This window comes from Polynucleobacter sp. MWH-UH23A, assembly GCF_040409805.1.
Taxonomy (GTDB): domain Bacteria; phylum Pseudomonadota; class Gammaproteobacteria; order Burkholderiales; family Burkholderiaceae; genus Polynucleobacter.
Genome location: NZ_CP099572.1, coordinates 504,075 through 521,838, shown reverse-complemented (window position 1 = coordinate 521,838; position 17,764 = coordinate 504,075). Strand labels below are relative to the sequence as shown.

The window sequence follows — 17,764 nt, the reverse complement described above, 5'->3', positions numbered from 1 at the left end:
TGGAGTAATTAATTTTTATTGATTACTGTTGATTGTTATTGATTCTATAACTTTGCTTATTTTCCGCCAACCATCATTGAACCAATCAGGATTGAACCCGTCTCCTTGGTTCCCCGTATGAGCGAATCACTGCCAATCGACACGATATCCATCAGCATATCGCGCAAGTTACCAGCGATGGTTACCTCTTCTACTGGATACTGTATCTCACCATTCTCAACCCAATACCCAAACGCTCCACGTGAATAATCTCCCGTGACATAGTTCACACCTTGCCCCATTAATTCAGTTACCAATAAGCCAGTGCCCATTTCCTTTAATAGTGCAGGCAATCCACCCTTCGGCGTTTTTTTACTTTGCAAACGCAAGTGATGGGAGCCACCTGCATTGCCAGTTGTTTTCATACCCAACTTACGCGCTGAATAAGTAGATAAAAAATAGCCTTGCAAAGTACCTTTATCAACAACTGTGCGTGCGCTAGTTTTGACACCCTCTTCATCAAAAGGAGCACTACCAGTCATTGACTTGAGATGGGGGTTTTCAAAAAGACTGACATGCTTTGGCAATACTTGCTTGCCCAAGCTATCGAGCAAGAAACTGGAACGGCGATATAAAGCACCACCCGAGACAGCTTGAACCAAGCCACCCAATAGGCCAGCAGCCAAAGGTGCTTCAAAGATTACTGGGCAACGGCGTGTGCTTAGTGATCTTGCCTTCAGACGTGAAAGTGCTCTTTGTGCTGCGTAACGCCCAATCGATGCGGGATCTGCTAGCTCGCTTGGAATACGAGAGCTGGAATACCAATCATCTCTTTGCATCTGAGATTTTTTTCCGCCAAGACTTGCAATCGGCGCACAAGAAATGTAGTGGCGTGAGAATGGATAACCACCCATAAATCCTTGAGAGGTTGCCATCATAAAATGCGCATGATGTGCTGATACCGAAGCGCCATCACTATTTTGAATTTGCTTACTCACAGCAAAAGCGGCGCCCTCTGCTGATCGCGCAATTTCAACTGCGTGCGCGGCATCGATATCCCACGGATGAAACAAATCTAAATCCCTAGGCTTCTTTTCAAGCAACTTCGCTTCGGCAGGACCCGCACAATCATCTTCAGCCGTATGCTGGGCAATGTGATACGCAGCTTCAACGGTTGTCTTTAATGATGCTTTAGAAAAATCACTCGTGCTGGCATTGCCACGGCGATGCCCTAAAAATACGGTTACTCCAACTTGCTTATCTAAGCTTTGCTCAATCGTTTCAACCTCGCCTTTACGAACAGTGACTGACAGACCTTGACCCTCAGAAACTTCCGCAACCGCATCTGAGGCACCCCTTCTTTTGGCCTCTTTGAGCATGAAATCGACAATTTCCTGAAACTGGTGAGATGTATATGTAAACATGCCTCAATAATAGCTAGAATAGAAACATGAAGCATACCGAAGCCCTAGAGCGTAAGTCGCCAAACGAGGTCAAAATTGGCCTTATCTCCATCTCTGATAGAGCCAGCAAAGGCGTCTATCAAGATGAGGGGATTCCTGCCCTGCAGACCTGGCTCATGAAAGCGATTAGCAACCCCTGCACCTTCCATGAGCGACTGATTGCCGATGAGTCTGAAGTCATTACCGAATCCATCGTTGAACTTGTTGATGACTTTGGCTGTGACTTAGTTTTAACAACTGGCGGCACTGGCCCATCAAGACGGGATGTAACTCCAGAGGCAACCCTTGAAGCGGGCACCCGAGAGATGCCTGGGTTTGGTGAACAAATGCGCCAAATTAGCCTTAAATTCGTACCCACAGCCATCCTTTCAAGGCAGACTGCGGTACTTCGTGAGATTGAAGGACACGCTGCCCTCGTGATCAACTTGCCGGGTCAACCCAAGGCAATTGCAGAGACCCTTGAGGGCCTTAAGGATGAAAACGGTAAATCTATCGTGCCTGGAATCTTTGCCGCTGTCCCCTACTGCATCGATCTCATTGGCGGTCCATATATAGAAACCAATGAAGCGGTCATCAAAGCCTTTAGACCAAAGAGTGCAATTAAGAAATAGGCGCCCTGGGGTTAGCTATTTAACTTATTGCGGTGGTAGCGGCACGATAAATTTATCGCGATAGTATTTCAGCTCTTCAATCGATTCTTCAATATCTGCTAATGCGGTATGCGCTTGTTTTTTTGTAAAGCCCTTCACTAGCTCTGGGTGCCAACGCTTACACAATTCTTTTAATGTTGATACATCAATATTTCGATAATGAAAATACGCCTCTAACTTTGGCATGTATTTCGCCATAAAGCGACGATCTTGACCAATCGTATTTCCACACATCGGTGCAATACCAGCTTTAATATATTTTTTTAGAAAAGCGATGCACTCTGCCTCAACAGCAGCCTCATCCATCGTAGATGCTTTTACCTTATCAATTAAACCCGAACGACCATGGGTGCCTTTATTCCATGCGTCCATCGCATCTAACACGGCATCATCTTGATGTACCACCCAAACTGGCGCAGTGGCAATGGTATTGAGATGCGCATCAGTCACGATGATGGCAATCTCTAAAATACGCTCGGTTTCTGGGTTTAAGCCCGACATCTCCATATCCACCCAAATCAGATGTTCGCTAGCTGGGGCGGGCTTAGGAGCACTCTTAGGTGCGCTATTGCTTGCTATGTTGGTTTGTTCGCTCATATCTATAATGATCTCATGACATTCACTACTATTTTCTTAATCGCTTTTATTGCTAGCTTTGGCCTGCGCCACTGGCTTTCTCAACGCCAAATTCGCCATGTATCCAAGCATCGAGATGCAGTACCTGTCGATTTTGCTGAAAAAATTACCCTAGCTGACCACCAAAAAGCAGCTGACTACACGATCGCCAAATTACGCCTCGGTATCTTAGAAAACGGTGTCAGCGCCATCATTTTAATTGCCTTCACTCTCTTGGGTGGCCTTGAAATCTTAAATATTGCTTTATTAAATTATTTTGGCCCAGGCATTACTCAGCAAATTGCACTACTAGCCTCAATTGCCCTTATCTCCGGCATCATTGATCTCCCCTTTTCTTGGTATAAGCAGTTTTATTTAGAAGAGCGCTTTGGCTTTAATCGCATGAGCAAAAAATTGTTTTTTGTAGATCTTGTGAAAGGCGTTGCTCTTGGTGCCGCCATCGGACTACCATTGCTATGGGTCATTCTTTCGCTGATGGCAAAAGCGGGTGATCTCTGGTGGCTATGGTCTTGGGGTGTATTAACTGCATTTAGCCTTCTCATGCAGTGGATCTTTCCAACATTCATAGCACCTCTATTCAACAAATTCCAAGCATTAGAAGATGGCCCGCTTAAAACACAAATCGAAGCACTCCTTGCTCGCTGTGACTTTGCTAGCCAAGGCTTATTTGTGATGGATGGTAGCAAGCGCAGCGCCCATGGAAACGCTTTCTTTGCTGGCATGGGCAAAGCCAAGCGCATTGTGTTTTTCGACACCCTCATTGAAAAACTCAACCCTGGAGAAGTGGAAGCCGTTCTTGCTCACGAACTCGGACACTTCAAACGGAATCACATCCGCAAACGTTTGCTCGCCTCCTTCGCACTTAGCTTTGGTATGTTCGCGCTACTAGGCTGGATCAGCACTCAAGCTTGGTTCTATACCGATCTTGGTGTGATGCCAAATCTAAATGGTTATAACGGCGGTCTCGCCTTAGCTCTGTTTATGCTGGTGTCGCCTGTGTTTAGCTTTTTCTTTACACCACTAGGTAGCCTAGCCTCGCGCAAACATGAATATGAGGCAGATGGATTTGCCGCAGAAAAATCATCGGCAAATGATTTAATCTCGGCCTTGGTCAAGCTATACCAAGACAATGCTTCCACCCTAACACCAGATCCAATCTATACGGCTTTTTATAGCTCTCATCCACCGGCGCCATTACGCATCGCCAACTTGCAGCGCTTTAGCAAATCCTAGCAAGCATTATTCATTCATTTATACATGGATCAATTTCACGCGCTACTCACCGCCTCTTATGGAAGACATTATTTAGCGCAATGCTTGGTGAGCGATGCCACAGGCAACGAATCCCCCAGTGGCCCACTAATTCAGGTCAGTACACCCGCAAAACAACATATCGGCGCTGTGGGTGATCGCATGTTGTTAGAGATGACCTCCGCTGATCAAGCACGCATTATTGAAATAGAGCCACGCCAAAATATTTTGTATCGCTCAGATGCATTTAAAAGCAAGATCATTGCTTCGAATGTCGATCAAATATTAGTAGTGCTGGCTACGCAGCCTGCTTTCTCTCCCGATCTATTGGGTAGAGCAGTTGTAGCAGCTGAAGCCAATCAGATTGACTTACACATTCTGCTCAATAAATGCGACCTTAAAGATCAATTAGAAAATGCCCGCAAGATCATTGCGCCTTATGCACGTATGGGCTACCCAGTCAGCGAAGTATCAGCAAAATTTGATCCGGCTTCGATTGATGCTCTTCGTCCGATATTGCAAGGCAAAGTCTCTGTATTTGTTGGGCAATCTGGCATGGGCAAATCCAGTCTTCTCAATGCATGGGTACCCAATGCGGCGGCGCTTACTCAGGAATACTCTGTGCGCCTTGATACCGGGAAGCACACCACAACCGCCTGTCGCTACTTTGAGCTTCCAGAGTCTTGGGGAAAAGCTGCCAACGGCAAATTAGGCGCCCTCATAGATTCACCAGGATTTCAGGAGTTTGGCCTAGCCCACATGTCAGTGAGCGAATTACAGCACGCCTTCAGAGAATTTAAAGACTTACTAGGCAAGTGCCGCTTTCATAACTGTGCCCATCAATCAGAGCCTGACTGTGCAATTCGTGATGCGGTAGATAAAAATGAAATAGCGCCAGAAAGACTAGCGCTATTCAGACAACTACGATCGGACTCAAAGACTGCCGATATTCAAATTCAGGGAATTAGCCAAGCCAAAGAGCGATGGTCAGCATTAGCAACAAAGCCATCCAAGCGATAACCAAGCGCCAGACCAATCCTACTGCTGAACGCATCGTGCGTTCTGTTGGCTCCAAACCTACCTCATAGACCAGAGGCTCACCAGCCTCAGCCATACGCAAAGCCTCATCACTATCTGGCTCGCTCAATGGCTCGCCCAAACGCACACCAAGCGCACCACTACCTGCAGCTAAGATCACTGATGACAAAGAATCAGACCACTTCTGCGTGAGGTAACGCCAGGCATACACAGCGCCCTCGAAATTACCCACGATCGCAAAACCCATCGCGGTAATGCGTGACGGAATCCAATCAATCACGTAAAAGAAATGGCGTGCGGATTCACTTAGGTTGTAATCGCCACGCTCTGACCAACGTTGAGCGGCAATATCTGCTAAACGATAGAGCACAACACCCGCTGGACCCATTGGCATCATGAACCAGAACAGCACACCAAATACATGATGATGAGAGCCAATGATGGCGCGTTCAAGTGCTAATGAGATCACCTCAGTTTCAGTAAGGTCGGGGGTGTCCAACTCGGGGCCATACCATTCACCTAAAGCAGCACGCGCTGCTGGTAAATCGTGCGCTTCAATCGCCTCATGCACCAAGGTGAATGAATGACTAAATTGACGAAAGCCAAAAAATAAATAGGCGATCGCTACGTTCCACAAAAATCCGAGAATCGGATATGTCATCATACAAACGACATAAACGATAAAAGCTAAAAAGGTTGGAAGTATGAAAGCAACCAAGCATGCCATGCGAGCACCAACTGGGCTGGCGCCCTCTTCTGTTTTGCCACCAAATTCTTTAGCAACCCAATCCAACCAGCGCGTGCTCATACGCACAATCCAGTGTTGAGAAGTAACCGGGCGATATTGCTCGGCTATTAGGGCGAAGAGAATAGAAAAGAAAGTCATACTTTTAATAAATGATATAGGTTACGCAACATTCCCGCAGTAGCACCCCAAATAAATCGGTTCTCATAAGGCATTGAATAAAAACGACGGCCACCCTGCTCGCTTTCCCATAGTCTAACTTGATGGTTGGCAGGATCCAACAAAAACTGTAGCGGAACCTCAAATACATCCGCCACTTCAAACTCATCTAATACATATTCTGCCTGAGGTTGCACCAAGCCGACTACCGGCGTAACGCTGTAACCAGATACAGTCAAATATTCTGGTAAATGTCCAATAATCTCGACGCGACGAGGATCTAATCCAATCTCCTCGTGACTCTCTCTTAAAGCAGTTTCATTAGGACTTTGGTCCTCTGGATCCATACGACCACCTGGAAAGCTAATCTGTCCAGCATGATCACGCAAGTGATTTGTTCTTTGCGTCAACAAAACAGATAAGCCATCTTCTTTTAATAGCAAAGGAATTAACACAGCCGCGCGAGTTACCTTGCCAGCGGCTTGTCGACGCGCAATGATATCGGCCGCAATGACATGGCGATTCTCATCAGTAATTTCTGGTTCCCACTGAGGAGGCGACTGCAACCTTGCTTTTAAAGCCTTAGGCTCTAAAAATTCTGGGGAAATCTTCTTTTGATCTGAGCAAACTTGATGAATCGGGATAGCCTGCGCATCAAAGCCTGGAGGCGCGGCCACATTAATTGCACCTACTTCAGGAATGGATGTTTTTGACATGGTTCTATTCTAAGGCAACAAAAAAGGCGACCGAGGCCGCCTTTTTATTCGCATCAAAGCAGCAATTACTCAGCGGCAGCAGCCTCTGGCTTGTTACGAGCTTGGAGCTTTTCTTTAATACGTGCAGACTTACCGGAGCGATCACGCAAGTAGTACAACTTAGCGCGACGCACATCACCGCGACGTTTTACTTCAACGCTAGCGATCAATGGTGAGTAAGTTTGAAATGTACGCTCAACGCCTTCACCAGAAGAAATCTTACGCACGATAAAGCTTGAATTGAGTCCGCGATTGCGCTTTGCAATCACAACGCCTTCAAAGGCCTGGGTACGCTTACGTGTACCTTCAACAACGTTTACGCTAACTACTACTGTATCGCCAGGCGCAAAGCTTGGCATATTCTTGTTAGCACTTAAGCGAGCAATTTCTTCTTGCTCAATTTTTGCGATTAAATTCATTTTTAAATCCTTAAACATCTTGTTAGCGTTTTATCCCGTAATTAAAAATTGACGGACCTAACAGAGGATGCAGTTAAAACTATTTCACTAAACCAAAAACAAAACTACCTATTCACTACCGTGTACTACCGAGCAAAGCAAAGGCATTCACAGCGAGCGAAGAAATTGTTCATCTTCTCGGGTTAGCAACCCATTGGCTCTGGCAGATTCAATTAAATCCGGCCTTAGCCTTAACGTCAGCTCTAAAGACTTCTGCCGACGCCAATCCGCTATTTTAGCGTGATGTCCGCCCAAAAGCACGTCTGGTACCGATAAATTTTCATAAATCTCAGGTCTGGTGTAGTGCGGGTAATCCAAAAGACCATTCATAAAGCTATCTTGAGCGGCAGATTCACCATCCCCAAGAGCCCCAGGGATGAGGCGGATGACCGCATCCATGATTGCCATAGCGGGAATTTCACCCCCAGAAAGCACAAAATCGCCGATTGAGAGCTGTAAATCCACATTTCGATCGATAAAACGCTGGTCTACAGCCTCATACCGACCACAAATGAGGGTTAAATTACCGTAATTAAGGATATCTGTCGCTATCTTCTGAGAAAAACGCTCACCTTGGGGTGCCAAAAGACAAATTGGGCCACTTTTGACCTCTTCCGCAGTATGAGCAGCCCGAATTCCAGCTACCGTAGCTTCCAGTGGCTTGGCCATCATGACCATACCTGGACCACCCCCATACGCACGATCATCAACAGTCTTGCGAGGATCGCTACAAAAGTCTCGTGGATTCCATAAATGCACGCTGGCCAAAGATTGTTCGCATGCGCGCCCGGTAATCCCCCACTGCGTTAGTGCGGAGAACATTTCCGGAAAGAGAGTGACTACATCAAAGCGCATATTGTGTTTTACAGGTCTATTGCCAATCCAATTGCCAATCAAGCGTGATTACTTTATTTGGCAAGTCTACGCTTTGCACTACCTCTTTCACAAAGGGAACAAGATATCGAACTTCTTTCTTGGCAAGATCGCCAACGGCAATGACGCCATGAGCCCCATTCTCAGTGACATCAATGACTTCACCAAGCGATTCTTTTTGCAAATTGATTGCATGGCATCCAATCAAATCAATCCAGTAGTAATCATCTTTGGCTGCTTTTGGAAACGCATCACGAGCAACCAAGATACGCGCGCCCTTAAGTGCCAAGGCTTGATCCCGATCACTAACACCATCTAAGGTCATCACTACGTTGCCACTGTGCATCTTTGCACCCTGTACCTTGTATTCAGTCAATGAAGCCTTAGAGCCTTCTATTGCAGGGGTGTTAGAAGTATTCAGATCCCTACGGGGAATCAAGGAAAGCCAAACAGTTTTAGATGAAAGAAGTGCTACGGGATCTGATGAGTGAGGTCTAACCTTCACTTGTCCTCGTAAACCTTGGGCCTCAGAGATGGCCCCAAGCTCAATTAAATCATTTAGGGAAGGTGTACTCATTTGTAAGTCACCCGCATTCCCAATATAAAACTACTAGTCCAATGCATCACCAAGAACCTCACCAAAATGATGAAGTTCTTAGCAAAGGATATTAAGCAGCAGGATTGTTTTTGATTAAACGAACTACGGTTGGAGAAACTTGTGCACCAACGCCAGTCCAGTAAGTCAAACGATCTTGAGCGATGCGCATTGCTTGCTCAGATTCTGCAGCGTTTGGATTGAAATAGCCAATACGCTCGATAAAGTTCGAATCACGACGGTTGCGCTTATCAGTAGCAACAATGCTGTAAAAAGGGCGCTTCTTGGAGCCACCACGTGCCAGTCGAATGACGACCATACTTATTCCTTAAAATCTAATAATGAAAACTGGTTGATTACAACCCAAGGAAATTTATTCAAAAATCTTGGGCTTCAGCTCACCAACAAATGTACGGTGATGCGGAAAACCTCATATTCTAGACGAAAACCCCTACTTCTTCCACCTATTTGAGCGCCTTGAAGATTAAAATAGATACAAAATTTGAATAATATTCTCATATAAAACAATAACTTATATAAATATGCCCCAGAAAACACCCCATTTACAACCCACCAGTCAGACCTCAAAAAGGCCTTTTCTGGCTTTTTTAGTCTTGATCTTGGGCTTTCTCGGGGGCTGCGCCAACGTTATTCCACCCTGTGGCGCCAAAATTAGCCCGCCTAGCAGCGAGTTACGTAACACCCGCTGGGAGCTCACCCGTTGGAACCTACCCCCCAACAGCAAAGGTGAGGTCCGCGCCCGTCAAATACCCCAAGGAGAGGCGAGCAACCCTATTCAAATTGCTTTTGATGCAAATGGTCAACGCGTCAGCGGTTCAACAGGCTGCAATCGCTTTACCGCAGAACTGGATGAGGATTCACGTGGATTTAGCTTAAGCAAAATCGCCAGCACTAAGATGGCTTGCACCCCCCAGCGTATGGAATTAGAGAATGACTTTTTATACCAACTCAATGACTACCGTAGCATCATTCGCAATGGCGATCAATTGCTCATGGTTGGCAACGATCGTGAAGTATTAAGTTTTACCCAACGTCAATCAACAAATAAATAATACAAACGATTTAAAACTTAATGATTATGAAAAAATCAAAACTCATATTTTGCGCACTCGGATTATTTTTTCCAGGTAGCGGCTTTAACTGTTTCTATTTGCTTGGTCTTAAATCATTTTGGGGTTGGTCACAATTACTAGCAACACTTGGCGGCATCATCGGTTGGTCCTTACTCAAAGATGCACACTTTCATTCGGCGCCTGGCTGGGTACTGCTTACTTTTGGATTCATTGCTCAGGAGGCAAGCTGGCTAACTACGATTACCTTTGGATTACGACCCGATGAAAAGTGGGATGCTCAATTTAACCCTGGTATTGCTGAGCATGAGCGCAATCAATCTGGCTGGCTAGTTGTATTGACGGTCATTTTCTCACTCGTGTTTGGTGCTGGCATCATGATGACATTTCTAGCCATCGCATTTGAGCAATTCTTTATTTCTCAAATCTATGAAGCAAAAAAGCTATCCCAATAGTTGCGGATAGCTTTTGAATTGCTTGCTAAGTTTTTAGATTAGAACTGTTCTACTTCCAAAGCGTTTGCAGAATAACCGCCTTCAACTATGGATGTTGCAAGACCCTGAGCTTGAGGCAACAAGTTCTCCATAAAGAAACGAGCAGTAGCGATCTTCGTATTGTAGAAAGCAGGATCGCTGTCACGCAAACGTTCGGCAGCCAATAAGCCACGAGCCATTTGCCAACCACCAAGCACCAAGCCAGCTAAACGCAAATAAGCACAACTACCCGCATATACTGCCTTAGTATTTGTTTTTGCATTAGTCAGGATATAAGCAACCGCTTCATCGAATGCAGCACGGCCAATTGATAGTTGCTTTAGGGCTGCTTTTGCATCTGCGCTGCCACTAGCGGCTAATTCTTTTTCTGTTTCCGCAATTTTTTCTGAGAATGCTTTGGCAGTAGCTCCGCCATCGCGCACGGTTTTGCGACCAATTAAATCATTCGCCTGAATCGCAGTCGTGCCTTCGTAAATTGTCAAGATACGAGCATCGCGATAGTGTTGTGCAGCACCAGTCTCTTCGATGAAGCCCATACCTCCATGCACCTGAACACCCAAGCTAGCAACTTCAATCGACATCTCGGTTGAGAAGCCTTTAACAATCGGCACTAAGAATTCATATAAAGCTTGATTTGATTTGCGTACGGCATTATCAGGCGCAGCGTGTTGCGCATCATACGCAGCTGCAGCGTAATAAGCTAACGCACGAGAAGCCTCTGTATACGTGCGCATCGTCATCAACATCCGCTTCACATCAGGCTGATGAATAATTGCCACGGGACCAGGAGACCCCGCTAGATCACGACTTTGTACACGATCTTTAGCATATTGCACCGCCTTTTGATAAGCACGTTCAGCCACTGCAATACCCTGCATACCAACTGCGAAGCGAGCGGCATTCATCATGACGAACATGTATTCCAGGCCACGATTCTCTTCACCAACTAGATAACCAACGGCGCCGCCGTGATCACCAAATTGCAATACTGCTGTTGGGCTGGCTTTAATTCCTAGTTTGTGCTCGATCGAAACACAATGAACATCATTGCGCTCACCCAAAGAACCATCTGGTTTAACTAAGAACTTAGGCACAACAAAGAGTGAAATTCCCTTGACACCCTCAGGCGCATCTGGCGTTCTCGCTAATACCAAGTGAATAATATTCTTGGCCATATCGTGCTCACCATAGGTGATAAAGATCTTAGTACCAAAAATCTTATAGGTACCATCACCCTCTAGTACGGCACGCGCACGAACCATTGATAAATCAGATCCTGCTTGTGGTTCTGTGAGACACATAGAGCCAGTCCACTCGCCCGAGATCATATTAGGCACATAACGTTCTTGAAGCTCAGGGCTAGCAGCAGTCAACAAGGCCTCAATCGCGCCATCAGTCAACATAGGGCACAAGGCAAAGGATAAGCTTGCTGAGTGAACCATTTCAAAGCAGGCGGTTGCAATCAACTTTGGTAATCCTTGGCCACCAAACTCAGCAGGGTGAACCACACCCTGCCAACCTGCGGCTGCAAATTGCTCGAATGCATCCTTAAAGCCAGGTGTTGTAGTTACAACACCATCTTTTAAAGAGCTAGGGTTTTGATCACCAGGCCAATTGAGTGGCGCAACAACATCTTGGTTGAACTTTGCCGATTCTTCCAAAATTGCTGGCGCTAAATCAACATCAGCACCTGCCTCTGCATAGGATGGGTAAGCCACAACTTCAGATAGCCCCGCCAATTCGTTCATCACAAACAACATATCTTTTACAGGGGCTACATATGGCATTACAACTCCTATCAATTCAAATCAGTTACAGAATTACGAAAGCGCCTTTGTCAGTTCAGGCACAGCAGTAAAGAGATCAGCCACCAAACCATAATCGGCCACACCAAAGATTGGTGCTTCTGGGTCTTTATTAATGGCAACAATCACTTTGGAGTCCTTCATACCAGCCAAGTGCTGAATTGCACCAGAGATACCAACGGCTACATACAACTGTGGTGCAACGATCTTGCCAGTTTGACCCACTTGATAATCATTGGGTACATAACCCGCATCAACTGCAGCGCGCGAAGCACCCAAAGCGGCACCTAACTTATCAGCCAAAGGCACAACGAGCTCTTGATACTTCTCTCCAGAACCTAGGCCGCGACCGCCAGACACAATGATCTTGGCAGCAGTCAATTCAGGGCGATCAGACTTAGTGAGCTCACGACCTACAAAAGATGAGGAAGATTGACTGTCAGCCGCTGTTACTTTTTCAACGGCGGCAGATCCACCTGTAGCAGCAACCGGATCAAAGCTAGTGGTACGCACAGTAATCACTTTGATAGGGTCTGCACTTTGCACTGTCGCAATCGCGTTACCCGCGTAAATTGGACGCTCAAATGTATCAGGTGAAACCACTTTAGTAATGTCAGATAACTGAGCAACATCTAACTTAGCAGCAACACGTGGCAATACATTCTTACCATTAGCGGTTGCAGGAGCTAATACGTGGCTATAGTTTTTTGCTACAGAAAGAATCTGCGCAGCTAAAGGTTCGGCCAATTGATCAGCTAGATTGGCAGCGTCGATTTGAATGACTTTACGCACACCAGCAATTTGTGCTGCAGAGGCCGCAGCAGCATCGGCGCTGCTACCAGCAACAAGCACATCCACTTCTGGAGAGCACTGCAAGGCGGCAGCTACCGCATTTAAAGTCGCAGCTTTTAAGGATTGATTGTCGTGTTCAGCAATAACGAGTGCGGCCATTTAAATCACCTTCGCTTCATTTTTAAGTTTTTCAACAAGAGCCGCCACATCAGCAACCATGACGCCGGCGCTACGCTTAGGTGGCTCTTCTACTTTGAGAGTTTTCAGACGCGGAGCAATATCAACACCCAAGCTATCTGGGGTAATTGTGTCAATAGTCTTTTTCTTGGCCTTCATGATGTTTGGTAATGTCACATAACGTGGCTCATTCAAACGTAGGTCAGTAGTAATGACTGCTGGCAATGAGAGTGCAATCGTTTCTAAGCCACCATCAACTTCACGAGTCACAGTCGCTTTACCATCTGCAACTACCACCTTAGAGGCAAATGTCGCTTGCGGAATATCCATGAGGCTTGCTAGCATCTGACCAGTTTGATTACTATCGTCATCAATTGCTTGTTTACCCAAAATAATGATTTGAGCCTGCTCTTTTTCGGAGAGAGCTTTGAGAATCTTAGCTACCGCCAAAGGCTGCAACTCTGCATCGGTTTCAACCAAAATAGCGCGATCAGCTCCAATCGCTAGAGCGGTACGGAGAGTCTCTTGGCACTGCGTAACACCCGCAGAAACTACCACTACCTCAGTTGCTACGCCCGCTTCTTTGATTCTGACAGCTTCTTCCACCGCAATCTCATCAAAAGGGTTCATACTCATTTTGACGTTGGCAATGTCCACACCGGAGTTATCGGATTTCACACGTACTTTGACGTTGTAATCCACTACACGCTTTACAGCTACTAAGATTTTCATCTGACTTTCACAATCCTTAATGACGACAAACTAAAACAAACTGAAAATTTACTTAAAAATGGGTTAATGCTTATTTTAACGCCCCATCATCGCAAACTAGACATCAATTGCAGCCGCAGAACCAGCTTGCTTGCGCAATTCAAACTTCTGAATTTTTCCTGTTGATGTCTTTGGCAGCTCCCCGAACACAATCGCCTTGGGAACCTTAAAGCCAGCTAAATGTTTTTTGCAGTGGGCAATGATGTCAGCAGGTGTTACCTCAACACCAGGCTTGACTTCCAAGAAAGCGCAGGGCGTCTCACCCCACTTAGGATCTGGCTTAGCCACTACCGCCGCAGCGATCACTGCTGGGTGACGATAAAGAACATCTTCCACCTCAATCGAAGAAATATTCTCGCCACCAGAAATAATGATGTCTTTGCTGCGGTCTTTAATCTTGACGTAACCATCTGGGTTCTTCACCGCCAAATCCCCTGAATGGAACCACCCACCTTCAAACGCTTCTTTGGTGGCTTCTTCATTCTTAAGATAGCCCTTCATGGCAATATTGCCTTTGAACATAATCTCGCCCATGGTTTCACCATCGGCAGGAACAGGTTGCATTGTTTCTGGATCTAATACATCAATCGCTTGTTGCATGTGATAACGCACGCCTTGACGCGCATTCAAACGAGCACGCTCACCAATATCCATGTCATTCCACTCATCTTGCTTCACACAAACTGCAGCCGGACCATACACTTCTGTTAAGCCATATACGTGGGTTAAATCGAAGCCCAACTTTTCCATACCCTCAATAATGGATGCGGGAGGTGCGGCCCCTGCAATCAAACCCTTGACGCCCGCAGGCACACCTGCCTTGAGTTCGTCTGGGGCATTCACCAGCAAGTTATGCACAATCGGCGCCGCACAGTAGTGCGTCACACCGTGCTCTTTAATAGCGGCAAAAATATGTTGCGCATCTACACGACGTAAACAGACGTTAATACCCGCACGCGCCGCAATCGTCCATGGGAAACACCAACCATTGCAATGGAACATTGGTAGTGTCCACAAATACACTGGATGTTTGTTGATATCCCAGTCTAGAACATTGGATACAGCATTAATCGCTGCGCCACGGTGGTGATACACCACACCCTTTGGATTACCGGTAGTGCCAGAAGTGTAATTTAAGCAAATCGCTTGCCATTCATCTGCAGGAACTTGCCATGCAAATTGTGGATCGCCTTCGGCCAGTAACTGTTCATAAGTTAACTTGCCCAACTTCTCACCTGGCACATCAAATTCTTTTTCTTCCACATCAATGACCAAGAAATCACGGCCACTATCTTTCTTGGCAATCTCAAGTGCTTTTTTCATGACACCAGAAAATTCTGGATCAACGATTACTACCTTGGCTTCGCCGTGATTGAGCATGAAGGCAACAGACTCTGGGTCTAAGCGGGTGTTCAAGGCATTTAACACCGCACCAGCCATCGGAATGCCAAAGTGTGCCTCCACCATAGGAGGCGTATTAGGAAGCATAACGGCAACGGTATCGCCAAGGCCGATCCCATGCTTTTGCAAGGCGCTTGCCAAGCGACGACAACGATCATAGGTCTGGGCCCAAGTCTGACGTAACTTGCCATGCACGATGGCTACTTTTTTAGGATAAATCTCCGCCGATCTTTCTAAGAACAACAGTGGAGTAATCGGGGTGTAATTCGCAGAATTACGCTCTAGACCCTGTTCATAAATATTTGCCATCTTTTGCTTTCAATAACAGTTTTATTTTTAATCTTTTAAATATCAGCTAAGGCTTTCACATGCGCAACGACGCTACGACCCAAGGCGGATAGGTTGTAACCACCCTCAAGGCAACTGACAATGCGATTGTTGGCGAACTCATGTGCTACCTCTTTTAAGCGTTTAGTGATCCACACATAATCATCCTCTACTAATCCCATCTGACCCAAATCATCTTCACGATGCGCATCAAATCCCGCAGAAATAATGATTAACTGTGGCTCAAAATTACGTAATGCTGGCAACCACCTTTCCTCTACTACCGCACGCACCACATCGCCACGAGTGGCGGCAGGCAGGGGTACGTTGACCATGTTATTCGCATGATCTAGACCACTGTAGGGGTAAAACGGATGCTGAAAAATGCTGCACATTAATACGCTAGGGTCATTAAAGAATGCTGCTTCCGTACCATTGCCATGGTGCACATCAAAATCAATAATCGCTACACGTTCAATTCCATAAGCCTCCATCGCATAACGTGCAGCAATGGCAACATTATCAAAGAGACAAAAACCCATAGAGCGAGTTGGCTCAGCGTGATGACCTGGAGGTCTTACAGCGCAAAATACATTTTCAACTTCACCCTTCATTACGGCATCAACCCCTGCAATTGCAGCACCTGCTGCTCTTAGAGCCGCTTGCCAAGTATGCGGATTCATAATGGTGTCGCCATCGAGCATCGCATACCCACTCTGTGGCGCCTGCTCTTTTACAAAAGCAATATGGTCTGGGCTATGCACCAATTCGAGCTGATCTTCACTAGCCAACGGCGCTTCCAAGTGATGCAGGAGGTGATCGATACCACTACGAATCATCTGATCGTTAATTGCCTGAATACGCTCTGGGCATTCTGGGTGATGACTGCCCATCTCGTGTTTCAGAAAATCGGGATGAGTTATGTATCCTGTTGTCATTTACCTAAATCCTTAATAGCAAAACTGTAATTTTTATAATCTAATCAATATTGCTTAATTCGTTAAAACCTATGTCCCCAAATTCCTGCTTGCGCATCCACTTCCCACTGCTCTTACTAGCGCTACTCGCTCTTGGGGCCTGCACAAGCACACCCCCACAGCAAAGTAGTACCCAGCAAACCATCGTAAACCAGGCGGATGATGCAGCCACCGAGGCGCGTTATAGCCAAAGCCTGAATGCCCTGCTCAATCAGGTATCCCAAACCCAGGAAATCCCTATTCAGACCCTAGAAATGGGCTTTATAGATGCTAAAACGATTCCCTCGATCCGCAAATTGGTATTACCCCCATCGGGAACCTTCAAGAAGAACTGGTTAGCCTACCGCAAGCGTTTCATTGAGCCAATCCGCCTAAAGGCTGGAAAGGCCTTTTTAGAGGAAAACCAAGTGTTTTTGGGTCAGGTTGAGCAATCCTATGGGGTACCAGCTGAAGTGATTGCCGCCATTATTGGCATTGAAACGATTTATGGTCGGCAAACTGGTAATTTTCGGGTGAAAGACGTTTTATCAACCTTAGCTTTCAGCTATCCGTATACCCCAAACAAAACTGCTCGAGAGCAGCTTTTTAAAGATCAGCTTCAAGAACTTATTTTGTTGTGCTGGACAGAAGCAGGTGGTCAGTTGCCAGCCAAAAATACTCAGGGTATTAATCAAAGTCGTTTTAATTCCTGTCTTAATCAAAATAGCTCTTACGCTGGAGCTATTGGCTTACCTCAGTTCATGCCTAGCAGCATTCGTAGCTTTGCAATCGATGGGGATGGTGATGGTCGCATTGATTTAAAACAGAGTCCGAAAGATGCTATTGCTAGCGTTGCGAACTTCATGAAAAAGCATGGCTGGCAAACAGGAATGCCTATCTCCTTCCCGGTACAAGAAAGCGGTTTAAGTGCCGCCAAGGAATTAGCGGATGGAGAGCCACAACTGAAACACACTGTTGCCGAGTTAATCCAAAAGGGAATTCTTAGTCCACAGCAAGGTGATTTGCAACGTGGTGGTGTGGAGCCCCAGAGCAAAGGGCTCATTGTAGATCTGCCTTATCCAGGTAAAGATGGGTCAGATCAAGCGCAATACTTTGTTGGCCTCAATAATTTTCTGACAATCGTGCAATACAACCGTAGCTATTTCTACGCTCAAAGTGTGGCGGAGTTTGCGGAAGCTTTAGGGTACAAAAACCAAAGTGCTGTACCTGTAGAGTCTTCGCAGAAAACGAATAGCGCTAAAGATGCCACTGATAAACTCAAAAGTAAGAGCAGCAAAAAATCTGGCGCTAAGAAAAAATCAAAAGCAAACTAATCAGGACTTGTAGT

General features: G+C 46.1%; 19 protein-coding genes. 6 read left to right on the top strand and 13 right to left on the bottom strand.

All coding sequences use genetic code 11. The features are described 5' to 3' along the window. Positions 1-56: 56 nt before the first annotated feature. Positions 57-1,403 (bottom strand): metalloprotease PmbA, encoded by a 1,347-nt coding sequence (pmbA, locus tag NHB35_RS02815; RefSeq protein WP_353432888.1) that lies wholly within the window; start codon positions 1,401-1,403, stop codon positions 57-59. Positions 1,404-1,429: 26 nt separating this feature from the next. On the opposite strand from pmbA, the gene mog reads away from it, so the two are divergent. Continuing rightward, the gene (gene mog, locus NHB35_RS02810; RefSeq protein WP_353432887.1) at positions 1,430-2,053 is read left to right on the top strand and encodes a molybdopterin adenylyltransferase; all 624 of its coding nucleotides are present in this window, start codon (positions 1,430-1,432) and stop codon (positions 2,051-2,053) included. A gap of 24 nt (positions 2,054-2,077) precedes the next feature. On the opposite strand, the gene orn is transcribed toward mog, so the two are convergent. After that, positions 2,078-2,689 (bottom strand): oligoribonuclease, encoded by a 612-nt coding sequence (gene orn / locus NHB35_RS02805; protein ID WP_353432886.1) that lies wholly within the window; start codon positions 2,687-2,689, stop codon positions 2,078-2,080. Positions 2,690-2,704: 15 nt separating this feature from the next. Here orn and NHB35_RS02800 point away from each other — a divergent pair, with 15 nt between their 5' ends. Continuing rightward, the gene (locus NHB35_RS02800) at positions 2,705-3,961 is read left to right on the top strand and encodes a M48 family metallopeptidase (RefSeq protein ID WP_353432885.1); all 1,257 of its coding nucleotides are present in this window, start codon (positions 2,705-2,707) and stop codon (positions 3,959-3,961) included. 24 nt (positions 3,962-3,985) lie between these two features. Next, on the top strand, positions 3,986-4,999 hold the full coding sequence (rsgA, locus tag NHB35_RS02795; RefSeq protein ID WP_353432884.1) for a ribosome small subunit-dependent GTPase A: 1,014 nt from the start codon (positions 3,986-3,988) through the stop codon (positions 4,997-4,999). Here rsgA and NHB35_RS02790 read toward each other — a convergent pair. From NHB35_RS02790 to rpsP, 6 genes are all read right to left on the bottom strand, one after another. Next, on the bottom strand, positions 4,944-5,903 hold the full coding sequence (locus NHB35_RS02790; protein WP_353432883.1) for a CobD/CbiB family protein: 960 nt from the start codon (positions 5,901-5,903) through the stop codon (positions 4,944-4,946). The genes rsgA and NHB35_RS02790 overlap by 56 nt on opposite strands. Then, the gene (locus tag NHB35_RS02785; RefSeq protein ID WP_353432882.1) at positions 5,900-6,637 is read right to left on the bottom strand and encodes a CoA pyrophosphatase; all 738 of its coding nucleotides are present in this window, start codon (positions 6,635-6,637) and stop codon (positions 5,900-5,902) included. Before NHB35_RS02785 ends, NHB35_RS02790 begins: the two co-directional genes overlap by 4 nt. 65 nt (positions 6,638-6,702) lie before the next feature. Continuing rightward, positions 6,703-7,095 (bottom strand): 50S ribosomal protein L19, encoded by a 393-nt coding sequence (gene rplS / locus NHB35_RS02780; protein ID WP_353432881.1) that lies wholly within the window; start codon positions 7,093-7,095, stop codon positions 6,703-6,705. Positions 7,096-7,242: 147 nt separating this feature from the next. Next, positions 7,243-7,989 (bottom strand): tRNA (guanosine(37)-N1)-methyltransferase TrmD, encoded by a 747-nt coding sequence (trmD, locus tag NHB35_RS02775; RefSeq protein ID WP_353433375.1) that lies wholly within the window; start codon positions 7,987-7,989, stop codon positions 7,243-7,245. A 16-nt stretch (positions 7,990-8,005) separates the two neighbouring features. After that, positions 8,006-8,584, bottom strand: coding sequence for a ribosome maturation factor RimM (gene rimM, locus NHB35_RS02770; protein ID WP_353432880.1), 579 nt, complete (start codon positions 8,582-8,584; stop codon positions 8,006-8,008). A 91-nt stretch (positions 8,585-8,675) separates the two neighbouring features. Continuing rightward, positions 8,676-8,921 carry a 30S ribosomal protein S16 gene (gene rpsP / locus NHB35_RS02765; protein WP_173955254.1) on the bottom strand — a complete coding sequence of 82 codons (246 nt, stop codon included), beginning with the start codon at positions 8,919-8,921 and terminating at the stop codon, positions 8,676-8,678. A gap of 223 nt (positions 8,922-9,144) precedes the next feature. On the opposite strand from rpsP, the gene NHB35_RS02760 reads away from it, so the two are divergent. Continuing rightward, positions 9,145-9,675, top strand: a complete 531-nt coding sequence (locus NHB35_RS02760) for an META domain-containing protein (protein WP_353432879.1) — start codon at positions 9,145-9,147, stop codon at positions 9,673-9,675. Positions 9,676-9,701: 26 nt separating this feature from the next. Beyond that, on the top strand, positions 9,702-10,148 hold the full coding sequence (locus tag NHB35_RS02755) for a hypothetical protein (RefSeq protein ID WP_353432878.1): 447 nt from the start codon (positions 9,702-9,704) through the stop codon (positions 10,146-10,148). Positions 10,149-10,186: 38 nt separating this feature from the next. On the opposite strand, the gene NHB35_RS02750 is transcribed toward NHB35_RS02755, so the two are convergent. The 5 genes from NHB35_RS02750 to NHB35_RS02730 all read right to left on the bottom strand — a co-directional run bounded on the left by NHB35_RS02750 (position 10,187) and on the right by NHB35_RS02730 (position 16,398). Next, positions 10,187-11,974 (bottom strand): acyl-CoA dehydrogenase, encoded by a 1,788-nt coding sequence (locus NHB35_RS02750; RefSeq protein WP_353432877.1) that lies wholly within the window; start codon positions 11,972-11,974, stop codon positions 10,187-10,189. 33 nt (positions 11,975-12,007) lie between these two features. Continuing rightward, positions 12,008-12,943: an electron transfer flavoprotein subunit alpha/FixB family protein gene (locus NHB35_RS02745; RefSeq protein ID WP_353432876.1), complete on the bottom strand. Its 936-nt coding sequence runs from the start codon at positions 12,941-12,943 to the stop codon at positions 12,008-12,010. Further along, positions 12,944-13,693 (bottom strand): electron transfer flavoprotein subunit beta/FixA family protein, encoded by a 750-nt coding sequence (locus NHB35_RS02740; RefSeq protein WP_353432875.1) that lies wholly within the window; start codon positions 13,691-13,693, stop codon positions 12,944-12,946. A gap of 96 nt (positions 13,694-13,789) precedes the next feature. Next, positions 13,790-15,442: an acyl-CoA synthetase gene (locus NHB35_RS02735; RefSeq protein ID WP_353432874.1), complete on the bottom strand. Its 1,653-nt coding sequence runs from the start codon at positions 15,440-15,442 to the stop codon at positions 13,790-13,792. A 35-nt stretch (positions 15,443-15,477) separates the two neighbouring features. After that, complete coding sequence (locus NHB35_RS02730; RefSeq protein WP_353432873.1) at positions 15,478-16,398, bottom strand: histone deacetylase family protein; 921 nt, start codon at positions 16,396-16,398, stop codon at positions 15,478-15,480. Between the two features lie 71 nt (positions 16,399-16,469). On the opposite strand from NHB35_RS02730, the gene NHB35_RS02725 reads away from it, so the two are divergent. Further along, positions 16,470-17,750 carry a lytic murein transglycosylase gene (locus NHB35_RS02725; protein WP_353432872.1) on the top strand — a complete coding sequence of 427 codons (1,281 nt, stop codon included), beginning with the start codon at positions 16,470-16,472 and terminating at the stop codon, positions 17,748-17,750. The last annotated feature ends 14 nt before the right edge of the window (positions 17,751-17,764 follow it).

Bases quoted from the DNA above. Each gene is read 5' to 3' on its own strand.
- pmbA (WP_353432888.1), bottom strand. From the start codon at position 1,403: ATGTTTACATATACATCTCACCAGTTTCAGGAAATTGTCGATTTCATG.
- mog (WP_353432887.1), top strand. From the start codon at position 1,430: ATGAAGCATACCGAAGCCCTAGAGCGTAAGTCGCCAAACGAGGTCAAA.
- orn (WP_353432886.1), bottom strand. From the start codon at position 2,689: ATGAGCGAACAAACCAACATAGCAAGCAATAGCGCACCTAAGAGTGCT.
- NHB35_RS02800 (WP_353432885.1), top strand. From the start codon at position 2,705: ATGACATTCACTACTATTTTCTTAATCGCTTTTATTGCTAGCTTTGGC.
- rsgA (WP_353432884.1), top strand. From the start codon at position 3,986: ATGGATCAATTTCACGCGCTACTCACCGCCTCTTATGGAAGACATTAT.
- NHB35_RS02790 (WP_353432883.1), bottom strand. From the start codon at position 5,903: ATGACTTTCTTTTCTATTCTCTTCGCCCTAATAGCCGAGCAATATCGC.
- NHB35_RS02785 (WP_353432882.1), bottom strand. From the start codon at position 6,637: ATGTCAAAAACATCCATTCCTGAAGTAGGTGCAATTAATGTGGCCGCG.
- rplS (WP_353432881.1), bottom strand. From the start codon at position 7,095: ATGAATTTAATCGCAAAAATTGAGCAAGAAGAAATTGCTCGCTTAAGT.
- trmD (WP_353433375.1), bottom strand. From the start codon at position 7,989: ATGCGCTTTGATGTAGTCACTCTCTTTCCGGAAATGTTCTCCGCACTA.
- rimM (WP_353432880.1), bottom strand. From the start codon at position 8,584: ATGAGTACACCTTCCCTAAATGATTTAATTGAGCTTGGGGCCATCTCT.
- rpsP (WP_173955254.1), bottom strand. From the start codon at position 8,921: ATGGTCGTCATTCGACTGGCACGTGGTGGCTCCAAGAAGCGCCCTTTT.
- NHB35_RS02760 (WP_353432879.1), top strand. From the start codon at position 9,145: ATGCCCCAGAAAACACCCCATTTACAACCCACCAGTCAGACCTCAAAA.
- NHB35_RS02755 (WP_353432878.1), top strand. From the start codon at position 9,702: ATGAAAAAATCAAAACTCATATTTTGCGCACTCGGATTATTTTTTCCA.
- NHB35_RS02750 (WP_353432877.1), bottom strand. From the start codon at position 11,974: ATGCCATATGTAGCCCCTGTAAAAGATATGTTGTTTGTGATGAACGAA.
- NHB35_RS02745 (WP_353432876.1), bottom strand. From the start codon at position 12,943: ATGGCCGCACTCGTTATTGCTGAACACGACAATCAATCCTTAAAAGCT.
- NHB35_RS02740 (WP_353432875.1), bottom strand. From the start codon at position 13,693: ATGAAAATCTTAGTAGCTGTAAAGCGTGTAGTGGATTACAACGTCAAA.
- NHB35_RS02735 (WP_353432874.1), bottom strand. From the start codon at position 15,442: ATGGCAAATATTTATGAACAGGGTCTAGAGCGTAATTCTGCGAATTAC.
- NHB35_RS02730 (WP_353432873.1), bottom strand. From the start codon at position 16,398: ATGACAACAGGATACATAACTCATCCCGATTTTCTGAAACACGAGATG.
- NHB35_RS02725 (WP_353432872.1), top strand. From the start codon at position 16,470: ATGTCCCCAAATTCCTGCTTGCGCATCCACTTCCCACTGCTCTTACTA.